Source organism: Enterobacter sp. R-25, assembly GCF_049913205.1.
GTDB lineage: Bacteria > Pseudomonadota > Gammaproteobacteria > Enterobacterales > Enterobacteriaceae > Enterobacter > Enterobacter ludwigii.
The window spans coordinates 2,046,879-2,060,518 of record NZ_CP183982.1 but is presented as its reverse complement, the minus strand read 5'-3'; the positions used below and the strand labels follow the sequence as shown (position 1 = coordinate 2,060,518).

The following is a 13,640-nucleotide window of genomic DNA, read 5'->3' as shown; positions in this document are numbered from 1 at the left end:
TCACCGGGCGGTTTCTACCGCCTGGTTTCATTTTAGGGATAGTCGCAATGAAAAAATCGGTCGTAGCGGTAGGAGTGATTGTAGCGTTAGGCGTGGTCTGGACAGGTGCCTCCTGGTTTACCGGGAAACAGCTGGAAAGCCGTCTGGCTGAGATGGTGGCACAGGCTAACGGAGAGCTCAAGCGTGGTGCGCCGGAAGCAGGCGTGGAGCTTGCCTACCAGAATTATCAGCGTGGTATCTTTACCAGCCATATGCAGGTGGTTGTCAAGCCTGTTGCCGGTAATGAAAATGGCTGGCTGAAACCGGGCCAAAGCGTGGTGCTGGATGAAGTGGTCAGCCACGGTCCGTTCCCGCTGGCACAGTTAACGTCTTTTAACCTGATCCCGTCGATGGCATCCGTTCATACTGTACTGGTGAATAACGACTTAACCAAACCTCTGTTTGATCTGGCAAAGAATGAGTCACCTTTTGAGGTTAACACCCGCATCAGCTACGCCGGTGACACACGTTCCAGTATCGATCTGAAAGCACTGAACTACGAGAAAGATAACGAGAAAGTGACCTTTAGCGGGGGGAATTTCAAGGTTGATGCTGACCGCGATGGAAATGTCTTCTCCCTGACCGGTGAAGCAGAGAGCGGCCTGATCAATGCCGTCAATGAATACGGTCAAAAGGTTCAGCTGACGTTCAATAACCTGAAAGCCGACGGCGACAGTAAGATGACCGATTTTAAAGAGCGTATCGGTAATCAGAAACTCTCTTTCGACAAGATTGCTATCGCGGTTGAAGGGAAAGAGATGGCCGTGCTGGAAGGCATGGAGGTGGACGGCAAATCCGACGTGTCTAAAGACGGTAAGAGCATCAATACCCAACTGGATTACGCCCTGAAGAGCCTGAAAGTGCAGAACCAGGATCTCGGGACCGGCAAACTGTCGCTGAAGATTGGCAATATCGACGGTCAGGCGTGGCATGAATTTAGCCAGAAATACAGCAAAGAGAGCCAGGCACTGCTGAGCAATGCCGCGCTGCAGCAGAATCCGGAAGTTTACCAGCAGCAGGCCATGGCGGTGCTGATGAACAACCTGCCAATCCTGCTGAAAGGCGAGCCGGTTATCACCGTGGCCCCGCTGAGCTGGAAAAACAGCAAAGGCGAAACCAACTTTAACCTGTCCCTGTTCCTGAAAGACCCGGCAACCGCAACGGGTGAACCTCAGACCCTGGCGCAGGAAGTGGATCGCAGCGTGAAGTCACTCGACAGCAAGCTGACCATCCCTGTGGATATGGCGACCGAGTTTATGACCCAGATTGCGAAGCTTGAAGGGTATGGCGATGAAGATGCCGGCAAGCTGGCGAGCCAGCAGGTGAAAGGCCTGGCGGCAATGGGCCAGATGTTCCGCATCACGAAGATGGAAGACAACACCATTTCCACCAGCCTGCAGTATGCCAACGGTCAGGTCACGCTAAACGGCGATAAAATGCCGCTGGAAGATTTTGTCGGGATGTTTGGTATGCCTGCTCTGGGGATGCCGGAACCGGCTGAACCTGCAGCGCCGGCCGTGCCTGAAGCACCTGCTGCACCTGCTGCACCTGCTGCACCACAGCAGTAATCATCAAAACCCCTCTCTGATGAGGGGTTTTTTATTACCGGTTGCAGGTACTCAGCCTGGTGCCACGAATACTATTTCACCGTCACTAACCGTGCCGACACAATCTGGTGCCCGGCCTGCACGTCTGCTTTTTCGATGCGCTGCATAATCCTGTCCGCCAGCGTGTAACCCATCTCCCGGGCAGGTGTGGTGGCCCAGACAATGGGCAGATCGTCCAGCGCGTTTTCACCAACGTCGGCAAATGCCCCTAACGCCACCTGGTGGCCGAAGAAGGTTTCAACTCCACCCTCGCCGCTCTGACGCCCGGCGCGGATCAGGCCAAACCAGGCCCCCATCGCAATCACCTCGTTATAGCAAATCACGGCGCTTATCGTCGGGCTACTCCGTAATAACGCGTTTATCGCTTCCGCGGCTTTCTTCTGGCTGGATTCGCATTCCACCACCCATTCGCTGTGGAACGGGAGGCCGTATTTAATCAGCGTCGCGCAGTAACCGCCTACCCGCTCGGCTCGCGTCAGGGACGAGCTTTTTCCGCCAAGCCAGGCAATGCGCTGATGCCCCCGATGAATAAGATGCTCCGTCAACATTTGTGCGGCCTGCATGTTGTCCGGTCGCAGGGTATCGGCTTCGTCCAGATAACTGGCGCGCGAGGCAAACACCAGCGGCACGCCTTTTTCGGCGGCGCGCTCGCACAAGTCATTACTCACACCCGACGCGCCGGCGACGATCACCCCGTCGACGCCCTGCGTAAGCAGCATATCCAGACGGGAAAGGAGCTGATCGGCCTCGCGACCGCCGTGAAGCAAAAAGACCATCCGTCCCTGCGCTTCAAGCGCTTCGGTCAGGCCCGCGGTCAGTTCGGCATAAAAGGGAGAGGTCAGGTCACGCACAATCAAACCGATCACACCGCTTTGGCCGCCGCGCAGCGCTGATGCCTGGCGGTTACGTACAAAGCCCAGTTGCTCAACCGCCTCGTTAACCCGTTGCCCGGTCGCGGGAGAAATGCGTCCTTTCCCACTGAGCACCAGTGAAACGGTGCTGACGGAAACCCCCGCCGCCAGCGCGACATCGTTGATGGTGATTTTTTTCGCTACAGCCATGTGTCGGCGTGACTCCCTGAAATGAGATCGGTAAAACGTTTTATCAATATGCAATCTTTATACTACCAGTCAAAGCCTGAGAATGTGATTCAGAGCGCACTAAACTTTGATAAAACGTTTTATCTTCTCGCAGCATTGAAGCAGATAAACTGATTTTAACAATAAAGGAGTCGTTTTATGACGGCGAAAACAGCACAAAAAATATCGCTGTGGGAATTTTTCCAGCAACTGGGTAAAACCTTTATGCTGCCCGTGGCACTCCTCTCGTTCTGCGGGATCATGCTCGGGATCGGCAGTTCGTTGAGCAGTAAGGACGTCATCACGCTGATCCCGTTCCTCGGGACACCTGTGCTGCAGGCGATCTTTATCTGGATGAGTAAAGTTGGCTCCTTCGCCTTTAGCTTCCTGCCGGTGATGTTCTGTATTGCTATCCCGCTGGGTCTGGCACGCGAGAACAAAGGCGTGGCCGCCTTTGCCGGGTTTGTCGGTTATGCGGTAATGAACCTTGCGGTGAACTTCTGGCTGACGGCAAAAGGCATTCTGCCCACCACCGATGCCGCCGTGCTTAAAGCGAACAACATTCAGAGCGTTATCGGGATTCAGTCCATTGATACCGGGATCCTCGGTGCGGTGATCGCCGGGGTGATTATCTGGATGCTGCATGAGCGCTTCCACAATATCCGCCTGCCTGATGCGCTGGCGTTCTTCGGGGGCACCCGCTTTGTACCCATTGTAACCCTTGTGGTCATGGGTCTGTTTGGCCTTATTATTCCGCTGATCTGGCCAGTCTTTGCGCTGGGGATTAACGGGATTGGCCGCATCATCAACGGTGCGGGCGATTTTGGTCCGATGATCTTCGGAACCGGCGAACGTCTACTGCTGCCGTTTGGTCTGCAACATATTCTGGTGGCGCTGATCCGCTTTACCGAAGCGGGCGGCACAATGGAGGTGTGCGGACACGATGTGAGCGGTGCGCTGACCATCTTCCAGGCACAGCTGAGCTGCCCGACCACGCACGGCTTCTCTGAAAGTGCGACCCGCTTCCTGTCACAGGGTAAAATGCCGGCCTTCCTCGGCGGCTTGCCGGGTGCGGCGCTGGCCATGTATCACTGTGCTCGTCCGGAAAACCGCCATAAAATTAAAGGGCTGCTGATTTCCGGGGTCATCGCCTGCGTCGTGGGCGGTACAACGGAGCCAATCGAATTCCTGTTCCTGTTTGTCGCGCCAGTGCTGTATCTCATCCACGCGGTACTGACCGGTCTGGGCTTCACCGTGATGGCGGTGCTGGGCGTCACCATCGGGAATACCGACGGCAACGTCATCGACTTTGTGGTGTTCGGGATCCTGCACGGGTTGTCGACTAAGTGGTACCTGGTACCGGTGGTCGCCGCTATCTGGTTCGCGGTGTACTACGGCATTTTCCGCTTCGCCATCACCCGCTTTAACCTCAAAACGCCTGGGCGGGATACCGATACCGCCAGCAGCGTTGAGCAGGCTGTTGCAGGTACCGTGGGTAAGTCCGGCTATAACACCCCTGCTATTCTGGCAGCGCTGGGCGGTGCGGATAACATTACCTCTCTGGATAACTGCATCACCCGACTGCGCCTGTCGGTGGCGGATATGTCGAAAGTGGACACCAACGCCCTGAAAGCCAACCGGGCCATCGGCGTGGTACAGTTAAATCAACACAATTTGCAGGTGGTTATCGGCCCGCAGGTTCAGTCAGTGAAAGATGAGCTGGCAACCCTGATGCGTACAGTGGAAGCCTGATGCCTCACCCCCTCGCGCTGAGGGGGTTTTTCTTTAAGGACTTGAGTCATGTTCGATTTTTCAACCGTCGTGGATCGACACGGCACCTGGTGCACGCAGTGGGACTATGTCGCCGACCGCTTTGGCGCGGCCGATCTGCTGCCCTTCACCATCTCCGATATGGATTTCGCGACCGCGCCCTGCATCACCGAAGCGCTGCATCAGCGTATTCATCACGGGGTGTTTGGCTACAGCCGATGGAAAAATGAAGAGTTTCTCGCCGCTGTGGCGCACTGGTTCCGGCAGCGCTTTAACAGCCACATTGATACCGAATCGCTCGTGTACGGGCCTTCCGTTATTTATATGGTGTCCGAACTGATTCGCCTCTGGTCAACTCCCGGCGACGGCGTGGTGGTCCATATCCCCGCTTACGATGCGTTCTATAAGGCCATCGAGGGGAATGCCCGCCAGGTGGTCGGCGTGGCGATGGAAAAACATGCCACGGGCTGGCAGGGAGATATGGCCGCGCTTGAGGCGGCGCTGGCAAAACCGGAAAACAAAATTTTGCTGCTGTGCAGCCCGCAAAACCCCACGGGTAAAGTCTGGACGCGTGAAGAGCTGAGTCACATGGCTGAACTGTGCGCCCGTTATGACGTGGCGGTGATCAGCGATGAAATTCATATGGACATGGTGTGGGGAGGCCGTCGCCATACGCCGTGGAATGAAGTGGCACGCGGCAAATGGGCACTTCTGAGCTCTGGTTCAAAAAGTTTTAACATACCGGCGCTCACCGGTGCCTGGGGGCTTATTGGCGATGAACAGAGCCGTAACGGTTACCTCAGCGCATTAAAAGGTCGTGACGGGCTCTCTTCCCCTTCCGTACTGGCGCTGACGGCCCACATTGCTGCCTATCAGCAGGGAGAGCCATGGCTGGATGCATTGCGGGCGTATCTGGAGGAAAACCTGGCGTACATTGCACGCGAATTACACCGCGCGTTTCCGACGCTCAACTGGCAGCCACCCGAAGCCACGTATCTGGCCTGGATCGATTTACGTCCACTCAACCTTGACGACAAAATGCTACAAAAAGTCCTGATTGAGCAGCAAAAGGTCGCCATCATGCCGGGATACACCTACGGCGAAGAGGGTAACGGTTTTGTCCGTCTGAACGCGGGATGCCCGCGTAGCAAGCTTGAGCAAGGGGTTCAGCGGCTGATCGCTGGCATAACGACGCTCCTGTAATCAGATTGCGCAACGGAATATTCCCTTGCGCAAATAGCTTTTTACCTCGTTTTGTTTTTATAATATGACGCACTTTAACCAGAAAAGAGTGCGACCATGATTGATACACGCCTGCCACTAACTGATATTCACCGCCATCTTGACGGTAACATTCGTGCCCAAACCATCCTCGATCTTGGCCGCCAGTACAATCTCACGCTCCCTGCTCAAACGATTGAGACCCTAATCCCCCACGTTCAGGTCACCTCAAATGAACCGGATCTGGTCAGTTTCCTGAGCAAACTCGACTGGGGCGTGAAGATGCTGGCCTCGCTGGATGCCTGCCGCCGTGTTGCTTTCGAAAATATTGAAGATGCCGCCCGTAATGGCCTGCACTACGTTGAACTGCGCTTTTCGCCAGGCTATATGGCGATGACCCACAACCTGCCCGTTGCAGGCGTGGTTGAAGCGGTAATTGACGGCGTGCGCGAAGGGTGTAAAACCTTCGACGTTCAGGCTCGCCTGATTGGCATTATGAGCCGCACCTTCGGTGAAGCGGCCTGTCTGCAGGAGCTGGAAGGGTTACTGGCGCATCGTGATGCGATCGCTGCCGTTGACCTGGCGGGTGATGAACTCGGCTTCCCGGGCAGTCTGTTCCTTTCTCATTTCAACCGCGCGCGTGACGCCGGCTGGCACATTACCGTGCATGCCGGTGAAGCGGCAGGCCCTGAAAGCATCTGGCAGGCCATCCGAGAGCTGGGTGCAGAGCGTATCGGTCATGGTGTCAAAGCCGTTGAAGATCGCGCCCTGATGGATTTCCTTGCCGAGCAGCGTATTGGTATTGAATCGTGTCTGACGTCCAATATTCAGACCAGCACAGTGGCATCACTGGCGCATCACCCGCTGAAAACCTTCCTGGAGCACGGTGTTCTGGCCTCACTGAATACGGACGATCCGGCGGTACAGGGCGTGGATATTATTCATGAGTACACCGTCGCCGCACCGCAGGCTGGCCTGAGTCAGGATCAGATCCGCCAGGCGCAGATTAACGGCCTGGACATCGCCTTCCTGACGCCAGCAGAGAAACAGGCGCTGAGGGATAAGGTCGCCCGCGGCTAAGCCCGTTGCCGGGTGGGCGCTTAGCCTTACCCGGCTTTGCCAGAATCACGCCAGACAGAGCGTTGCGCGGTGTTTGGCTGATTCAATCCCCAGTTCAATCAATTCCATAATCTGAATCGCCTGGCTGGCCGGAACCGGGTTATCCCCCGTCCCGTTTAGCGCATCACGGATAGCGGCATAATACGCCGGATAGTTACCCGGGATCGTCAGTAACGTTTCTTCAACCCTCTCCTCGCCTTCCACCCGCGTCACAACCCCGTCCCGCATGTCATAGCCCCAGTCTTCCTGCGGCAAACGCTCGCCGTTTTTCAGGCGTTCTTCCTGAGGATCGAGACCAAACTTCACATAGCTCCCGCGGGTACCGTGAAGGATATAACGCGCTGATTCGGCGGCTGCCACCATTGTCCCGTGCAGTACAATACGCCGCTGCGGGTAACTCAAGACGGCATGAAAGTAGTCAGTGGTTTGCGCTCCGGGTCTGAGCTGGGCCAGATCAACCGTCATGCTGACCGGCAGGCCAAACAAATTTACGGCCTGATCGAGAAGATGCGGCGCTAAATCGTACCAGATGCCGCTGCCCGGCCCGGCTTGCTCACGCCAGCGGTTTCGGACCTGAGGGCGGAACCGGTCAAAGTGCGATTCAAAAAAGAGGATTTCGCCCAGCGTACCTTCATTAAGGAGCGCTTTTACCGTCAGGAAATCACTGTCCCAGCGGCGGTTATGAAATACCGAAAGCACTCTGCCAAAACTTTTTGCCAGCGCATCCAGTTCGCGCGCCTGTGACAACGTCACCGTGAAAGGTTTATCGACAATAACGTGCTTACCGGCTTCCAGTGCGGCCTTTGCCAGCGGAAAATGCGTGTCATTGGGGGTGGGAATGACGATCAGATCAATATTAGGGTCGTTAAAAAGATGCTTAGGTTCAGAAACAACCGGCACGGAGGGCCAGTCGGCATGCACTTTCGTGGCATCGCTACTGGAAACTGCCGCCAGCGCCATGCCCGGCGTCCCGGCAATCAGAGGCGCATGAAAAGTCTTGCTCGCGTAACCGTAACCAATAAGCCCGACGCGGATGCTATCACTCATAATGTTGCCCTCTTTTATGACTATCTTATTTCACACTGGCTACTCTGACGTTCTTACAGATTAATCATGTGCCATATGACGTAAAATAGCAGGCTATGCCGGTTGTTTTTGTTACATAGATTTAACGTTCTGATTTCGTTTAGGGGAACCGTTCCCAAAGCACTTGCCGCGGGGGAAACGGCGCTGTAACATTTGCAACCTGTATTTATGGATAAATTACACGTACCAGTCATGACGTCAATTATTAATCGAATCATTGAATTAGCGGGATGGATTGTCCTTGGGGTATCGGTCATTTTGCTTGGCGTTGCCAGCCATATCGATAACTACCAGCCGCCGGAGCCTGTCACCGTCGCCCAACCTAAGTAACCGGTTACCGCAATAAAGAGTGACATAATATGTCAGTTACTTATTGCCAGCCCTGGTGAACACGGTTAACCTTCTCTTCCAGGCATCGTCTGATGCCTGTACTTTCAGCAAAGAAAACTCCTAATTTAGTCGCGTTATCTGAGTGGGCTGTTTACGTCTTTATTAATCCGTTTATTATTCGGACGAATTACCTTAACTGGTATTACTCACTTTTATATGGAAACTTATTAATATGACAGTTCAGGACTATTTATTAAAATTTCGCAAGATCAATTCGCTTGAGAGCCTGGAAAAACTGTTTGACCATCTGAACTACACGCTGTCGGATAATCAGGAAATCATCAATATGTATCGCGCCGCTGACCACCGCCGTGCGGAGCTGGTCTCCGGTGGCCGTTTGTTCAACGTCGGTGAAGTGCCTAAGTCTGTATGGCGCTACGTTTTATAAGAAAGTAGCCATCCGCGCGAAATGTTATATACTCTCCGCCCTGCAAACTGGCTGTACAACATTTCGCGCAGATTATGGGAGAGTTCATGACCGCAACGCCTGGAGAACGAATTGGAGGCTGGTTAATCGCCCCACTGGCATGGCTGCTGGTTGCCTTATTAAGCGCATCACTTGCGCTGCTGCTTTATACCACCGCTCTGATTACACCTCATGCAATCCAGACCCTGATGTCGCAAAGTGTGCTTAATATTACGATGTGGTTTGTGTCGTTCGTTTTTGCAATCGGGATGTGGTACTACACGCTATGGCTGACCATTGCCTTCTTTAAGCGCCGTAAGGGTGTCCCTAAACACTACATTATCTGGCTGCTGATTTCGGTCCTGCTGGCGGTGAAAGCCTTTGCTTTTTCGCCAGTTTCTGATGCCCTGGCCGTTCGCCAGCTGCTTTTCCCGTTACTGGCCGCGGCGCTGCTGGTGCCCTATTTCAAGCGTTCGACGCGGGTGAAGAACACCTTTGTGAACCCGTAATAACCTTACAGATAACCTGTTGTCGCCTGCGGTGGTTTGTCCGATAATAGGCGGCTTTTTTATTTCAGGCTAAATAATGACCGATTACTTACTGCTCTTTGTCGGCACTGTGCTGGTTAACAACTTCGTCCTGGTGAAGTTCCTTGGCCTGTGTCCATTTATGGGGGTTTCCAAAAAGCTGGAAACTGCGATGGGCATGGGGCTGGCCACCACCTTCGTGATGACGATGGCGTCTATCTGCGCGTGGTTGATTGATAACTGGATCCTCATCCCGCTGGATTTAATCTATCTGCGTACGCTGTCCTTTATTCTGGTCATCGCGGTGGTAGTGCAATTCACAGAAATGGTGGTGCGTAAAACCAGCCCGGCTCTCTATCGCCTGCTGGGTATCTTCCTGCCGCTGATTACCACCAACTGTGCAGTACTTGGCGTGGCGCTGCTGAACATCAACCTTGGGCATAACTTCATGCAATCGGCGCTGTACGGTTTTTCTGCCGCCGTCGGTTTCTCTCTGGTGATGGTGCTGTTCGCCTCGATTCGCGAACGCCTGGCAGCAGCGGATATCCCTGCGCCATTCCGCGGTAACGCGATCGCCCTGGTGACAGCAGGTTTAATGTCTCTGGCCTTTATGGGCTTTAGTGGTCTGGTGAAGTTGTAATGAGTACTGTCTGGATAGCCATCGCCTCTATCAGCGTGCTGGGGTTGGTGTTTGGCCTTATTCTGGGTTATGCCTCCCGCCGTTTCGCGGTAGAGGACGACCCTGTTGTAGAAAAAATCGATGAGCTTCTGCCGCAAAGCCAGTGCGGGCAGTGTGGCTATCCTGGCTGCCGCCCCTATGCCGAAGCGGTAGGCGTGCAGGGTGAAAAAATTAACCGCTGCGCACCCGGCGGTGAAGCGGTAATGCTGAAAATAGCCGCCCTGCTTAACGTTGATCCGCAACCTGTTGACGGCGATGAAGATGTGCAGGAGCCGGTTCGCGCCCTCGCCGTGATTGACGAAGCGAACTGCATCGGCTGCACAAAATGCATTCAGGCATGCCCTGTCGACGCCATCGTTGGCGCAACCCGTGCCATGCACACCGTCGTGGCGGATCTGTGCACCGGCTGTAACCTCTGCGTGGCACCCTGCCCGACGCAATGTATCGCGTTGCGCCCGGTTGAACCGACTACCGAAAGCTGGAAGTGGGATCTTCAAACCATTCCGGTTCGCATCATTCCTGTGGAACAACATGCTTAAGTTATTTTCTGCTTTCAGAAAAGAGAAGATTTGGGACTTTGACGGTGGTATCCATCCACCTGAAATGAAAACCCAGTCCAACGGCACGCCGCTGCGCCAAATTCCGCTGGCGTCCCGTTACGTCATGCCACTGAAACAGCATATCGGTGCTGAGGGTGAACTGTGCGTGAAAGAAGGGGATACCGTCCTTCGCGGCCAGCCGTTAACATTCGGTCGCGGACGTATGCTGCCGGTCCACGCTCCGACGTCCGGTACAGTGGTGGCGATCGCCCCCCATACCGTTGCACACCCCTCTGCGCTCTCCGAGCTGAGCGTCATTATTGAAGCCGACGGAGAAGACCGCTGGATAGACCGTGACGGCTGGAGCGACTACCGCAACCGGAGCCGCGAAGCGCTTATCGAGCGTATTCATCAATTCGGCGTTGCCGGCCTGGGCGGCGCGGGGTTCCCTACTGGCGTCAAACTGCACGGCGGCGGCGATAAAATTCAGACTCTGATCATCAATGCAGCAGAATGTGAACCCTACATCACCGCCGACGATCGTCTGATGCAGGACTGCGCCGCGCAGGTCGTGGAAGGGATCCGCATTCTTGCCCATATTCTGCAGCCACGCGAAGTGCTGATTGGCATTGAAGATAACAAGCCACAGGCTATTTCGATGCTGCGTGCCGTCCTCAACGGCAGCCACGATATCGGCCTGCGCGTTATCCCAACCAAGTACCCCTCTGGCGGTGCCAAACAGCTGACGCAAATTCTGACCGGCAAGCAGGTTCCGCATGGCGGACGCTCTTCGGACATCGGGGTGCTGATGCAAAACGTCGGGACAGCCTACGCCGTGAAACGTGCGGTGGTGGACGGTGAACCGCTGACCGAGCGCGTGGTTACGCTGACCGGTGAATCTGTCGCACGTCCGGGCAACGTCTGGGCGCGTCTGGGTACGCCGGTTCGTCATCTGCTGGAACAGGCTGATTTTTGCCCGGGCAGCGACCAGATGGTGATCATGGGTGGCCCGCTGATGGGCTTTACCCTGCCGTGGCTCGATGTCCCGGTAGTAAAAATCACAAACTGCCTGCTTGCCCCCTCCCCGACCGAAATGGGTGAAGAGCAGGAGGAGAAAGGCTGTATCCGCTGCAGCGCCTGTGCCGATGCCTGTCCGGCGGATTTACTTCCGCAACAATTGTACTGGTACAGCAAAGGTCAGCTGCACGATAAAGCGCAGGCCCATAACCTGGCCGACTGCATCGAATGCGGTGCCTGCGCCTGGGTCTGCCCAAGTAACATTCCTCTGGTGCAGTACTTCCGCCAGGAGAAGGCCGAGATTTATGCCATCTCCATGGAAGAGAAACGCGCAGCCGAAGCGAAAGCGCGTTTTGAAGCGCGTCAGGCGCGTCTGGAACGTGAAAAACTGGCCCGTCAGGCGCGTCACAAACAGGCAGCAGTTCAGCCCGGCGAAAAAGACCAGGATGCGATTAATGCCGCACTGGCACGCGTGCGGGAGAAAAAAGCGACGGCAGCCCAGACCGTGGTGATCCCGGCCGGTGAAAAACCGGATAACAGCGAAGCGATTGCCGCCCGCGAAGCGCGTAAAGCGGCTGCGCGCGCCCGTCAGGCAGAAAAAGCACAGTCAGCCTCCTCTGACGCTGAGATCGATCCGCGTAAAGCCGCCGTTGAAGCCGCCATTGCCCGCGCCAAAGCCCGTAAGGCCGGCGAGCAAAACGTGGTAGTTGAACAAGAAGCGGAGGCCGTAGATCCCCGTAAAGCGGCTGTTGAAGCGGCGATCGCGCGCGCTAAAGCGCGCAAAGCAGCGGCGCAGACTGAAACCGCTACGCCTGAAGCCCCCGTCGACCCGCGTAAAGCGGCTGTCGAAGCCGCCATTGCCCGTGCCAAAGCGCGTAAAGCGGCGGCGCAGCCTGAAGCCGCTGCGCCTGAAGCACCTGTCGACCCGCGTAAGGCGGCTGTTGAAGCCGCCATTGCCCGCACCAAGGCCCGCAAAGCAGCACAGCAGGAAGAACAGCAGCCGGCCGCAAACGACGACCCACGTAAAGCCGCAGTCGCCGCCGCCATTGCGCGCGTTCAGGCGAAGAAAGCCGCACAGCAAGCAGTTAACGAGGATTAAATGGTTTTCAGAATCGCAAGTTCCCCTTACACCCATAATCAGCGCCAGACATCACGCATCATGATGCTGGTGTGCCTGGCGGCGCTGCCGGGCATTGCCGTACAGTGCTGGTTTTTCGGCTGGGGAACGCTGTTCCAGATAGTGCTGGGCTGTGCAAGCGCCTTAGGGGCAGAAGCCCTGGTGCTTAAACTGCGTAAGCTGGCGGTTTCCCGCATCCTTGCCGATAACTCAGCGCTGCTGACTGGCCTGTTGCTGGCAATCAGTATTCCGCCGTTTGCCCCGTGGTGGATGGTGGTGCTCGGTACGGTGTTTGCAGTCATTATTGCCAAACAGCTTTATGGTGGGCTGGGCCATAACCCGTTCAACCCGGCGATGATTGGCTACGTCGTACTGCTGATCTCCTTCCCGGTTCAGATGACCAGCTGGTTGCCGCCGCATGACATTGCCGCGACGGTACCCGGCTTTATGGATGCCCTGCACGTTATCTTTACCGGCCATACCGCGCTCGGTGCGGATATGAACGCGCTGCGTATGGGCGTGGATGGCATCAGCCAGGCCACACCACTCGATACGTTTAAAACCTCCCTGCATGCCGGGCACTCCGTCGATCAGATTATGAAATCTGCCATCTTCAGCGGCATGTTGGCGGGCGCGGGCTGGCAGTGGGTGAACCTTGCTTATTTGCTGGGCGGGCTGTTCCTGCTGCAGCAGAAAGCGATCCGCTGGCATATTCCGGTCAGCTTCCTCGTGACGCTGGCGGTCTGCGCCACACTGGGATGGGTGTTCTCGCCAGAATCGCTCGCCAGCCCACAGATGCATCTGCTCTCGGGGGCAACCATGCTGGGTGCGTTCTTTATCCTGACCGATCCGGTAACGGCATCTACCACGAACCGTGGCCGCCTGATCTTCGGTGCACTGGCCGGCTTGCTGGTGTGGCTCATCCGCAGCTTTGGCGGTTACCCGGACGGTGTGGCATTCGCGGTTCTGCTTGCAAACATCACCGTTCCGCTCATCGACTACTACACGCGTCCGCGCGTGTACGGCCACCGTTAAGGGTTTCGC

Annotated in this window: 13 protein-coding genes; 11 read left to right on the top strand and 2 right to left on the bottom strand. The window is 55.8% G+C overall.

Annotated features, from left to right (window positions below; translation table 11 throughout):
- The first annotated feature begins 47 nt into the window (after positions 1 to 47).
- A complete protein-coding gene (locus ACN9MQ_RS09905; RefSeq protein WP_106503998.1) occupies positions 48 to 1,607 on the top strand; it encodes a YdgA family protein in 1,560 nt (519 codons plus the stop codon).
- 71 nt (positions 1,608 to 1,678) lie between these two features.
- On the opposite strand, the gene ACN9MQ_RS09900 is transcribed toward ACN9MQ_RS09905, so the two are convergent.
- Positions 1,679 to 2,707, bottom strand: coding sequence for a Mal regulon transcriptional regulator MalI (locus tag ACN9MQ_RS09900; RefSeq protein WP_014169810.1), 1,029 nt, complete (start codon positions 2,705 to 2,707; stop codon positions 1,679 to 1,681).
- A 177-nt stretch (positions 2,708 to 2,884) separates the two neighbouring features.
- On the opposite strand from ACN9MQ_RS09900, the gene malX reads away from it, so the two are divergent.
- From malX to add, 3 genes are all read left to right on the top strand, one after another.
- On the top strand, positions 2,885 to 4,477 hold the full coding sequence (gene malX, locus ACN9MQ_RS09895) for a maltose/glucose-specific PTS transporter subunit IIBC (protein WP_025204342.1): 1,593 nt from the start codon (positions 2,885 to 2,887) through the stop codon (positions 4,475 to 4,477).
- A gap of 48 nt (positions 4,478 to 4,525) precedes the next feature.
- Positions 4,526 to 5,698: a MalY/PatB family protein gene (locus ACN9MQ_RS09890; protein ID WP_426021449.1), complete on the top strand. Its 1,173-nt coding sequence runs from the start codon at positions 4,526 to 4,528 to the stop codon at positions 5,696 to 5,698.
- A gap of 96 nt (positions 5,699 to 5,794) precedes the next feature.
- Positions 5,795 to 6,796 (top strand): adenosine deaminase, encoded by a 1,002-nt coding sequence (gene add, locus ACN9MQ_RS09885; RefSeq protein ID WP_014169807.1) that lies wholly within the window; start codon positions 5,795 to 5,797, stop codon positions 6,794 to 6,796.
- Positions 6,797 to 6,841: 45 nt separating this feature from the next.
- On the opposite strand, the gene ACN9MQ_RS09880 is transcribed toward add, so the two are convergent.
- Positions 6,842 to 7,882 carry an oxidoreductase gene (locus ACN9MQ_RS09880; RefSeq protein WP_014169806.1) on the bottom strand — a complete coding sequence of 347 codons (1,041 nt, stop codon included), beginning with the start codon at positions 7,880 to 7,882 and terminating at the stop codon, positions 6,842 to 6,844.
- A gap of 243 nt (positions 7,883 to 8,125) precedes the next feature.
- On the opposite strand from ACN9MQ_RS09880, the gene blr reads away from it, so the two are divergent.
- The 7 genes from blr (at position 8,126) to rsxD (ending at position 13,631) form a co-directional block, all read left to right on the top strand.
- Positions 8,126 to 8,251, top strand: a complete 126-nt coding sequence (gene blr / locus ACN9MQ_RS09875) for a division septum protein Blr (RefSeq protein ID WP_168112406.1) — start codon at positions 8,126 to 8,128, stop codon at positions 8,249 to 8,251.
- Between the two features lie 232 nt (positions 8,252 to 8,483).
- Complete coding sequence (gene ydgT, locus ACN9MQ_RS09870; protein WP_006174966.1) at positions 8,484 to 8,699, top strand: transcription modulator YdgT; 216 nt, start codon at positions 8,484 to 8,486, stop codon at positions 8,697 to 8,699.
- An 86-nt stretch (positions 8,700 to 8,785) separates the two neighbouring features.
- Positions 8,786 to 9,226, top strand: coding sequence for a DUF2569 domain-containing protein (locus ACN9MQ_RS09865; protein ID WP_025204344.1), 441 nt, complete (start codon positions 8,786 to 8,788; stop codon positions 9,224 to 9,226).
- 76 nt (positions 9,227 to 9,302) lie between these two features.
- Complete coding sequence (rsxA, locus tag ACN9MQ_RS09860; RefSeq protein ID WP_014169803.1) at positions 9,303 to 9,884, top strand: electron transport complex subunit RsxA; 582 nt, start codon at positions 9,303 to 9,305, stop codon at positions 9,882 to 9,884.
- Positions 9,884 to 10,462, top strand: coding sequence for an electron transport complex subunit RsxB (gene rsxB / locus ACN9MQ_RS09855; RefSeq protein ID WP_032678028.1), 579 nt, complete (start codon positions 9,884 to 9,886; stop codon positions 10,460 to 10,462). Before rsxA ends, rsxB begins: the two co-directional genes overlap by 1 nt.
- On the top strand, positions 10,455 to 12,578 hold the full coding sequence (gene rsxC, locus ACN9MQ_RS09850; RefSeq protein WP_251884766.1) for an electron transport complex subunit RsxC: 2,124 nt from the start codon (positions 10,455 to 10,457) through the stop codon (positions 12,576 to 12,578). Before rsxB ends, rsxC begins: the two co-directional genes overlap by 8 nt.
- Positions 12,579 to 13,631, top strand: coding sequence for an electron transport complex subunit RsxD (rsxD, locus tag ACN9MQ_RS09845; RefSeq protein WP_014169800.1), 1,053 nt, complete (start codon positions 12,579 to 12,581; stop codon positions 13,629 to 13,631).
- Positions 13,632 to 13,640: the final 9 nt, after the last annotated feature.

Coding starts and splice junctions, on each gene's coding strand:
- ACN9MQ_RS09905 (WP_106503998.1), top strand. CDS start 48: ATGAAAAAATCGGTCGTAGCGGTAGGAGTGATTGTAGCGTTAGGCGTG.
- ACN9MQ_RS09900 (WP_014169810.1), bottom strand. CDS start 2,707: ATGGCTGTAGCGAAAAAAATCACCATCAACGATGTCGCGCTGGCGGCG.
- malX (WP_025204342.1), top strand. CDS start 2,885: ATGACGGCGAAAACAGCACAAAAAATATCGCTGTGGGAATTTTTCCAG.
- ACN9MQ_RS09890 (WP_426021449.1), top strand. CDS start 4,526: ATGTTCGATTTTTCAACCGTCGTGGATCGACACGGCACCTGGTGCACG.
- add (WP_014169807.1), top strand. CDS start 5,795: ATGATTGATACACGCCTGCCACTAACTGATATTCACCGCCATCTTGAC.
- ACN9MQ_RS09880 (WP_014169806.1), bottom strand. CDS start 7,882: ATGAGTGATAGCATCCGCGTCGGGCTTATTGGTTACGGTTACGCGAGC.
- ydgT (WP_006174966.1), top strand. CDS start 8,484: ATGACAGTTCAGGACTATTTATTAAAATTTCGCAAGATCAATTCGCTT.
- ACN9MQ_RS09865 (WP_025204344.1), top strand. CDS start 8,786: ATGACCGCAACGCCTGGAGAACGAATTGGAGGCTGGTTAATCGCCCCA.
- rsxA (WP_014169803.1), top strand. CDS start 9,303: ATGACCGATTACTTACTGCTCTTTGTCGGCACTGTGCTGGTTAACAAC.
- rsxB (WP_032678028.1), top strand. CDS start 9,884: ATGAGTACTGTCTGGATAGCCATCGCCTCTATCAGCGTGCTGGGGTTG.
- rsxC (WP_251884766.1), top strand. CDS start 10,455: ATGCTTAAGTTATTTTCTGCTTTCAGAAAAGAGAAGATTTGGGACTTT.
- rsxD (WP_014169800.1), top strand. CDS start 12,579: ATGGTTTTCAGAATCGCAAGTTCCCCTTACACCCATAATCAGCGCCAG.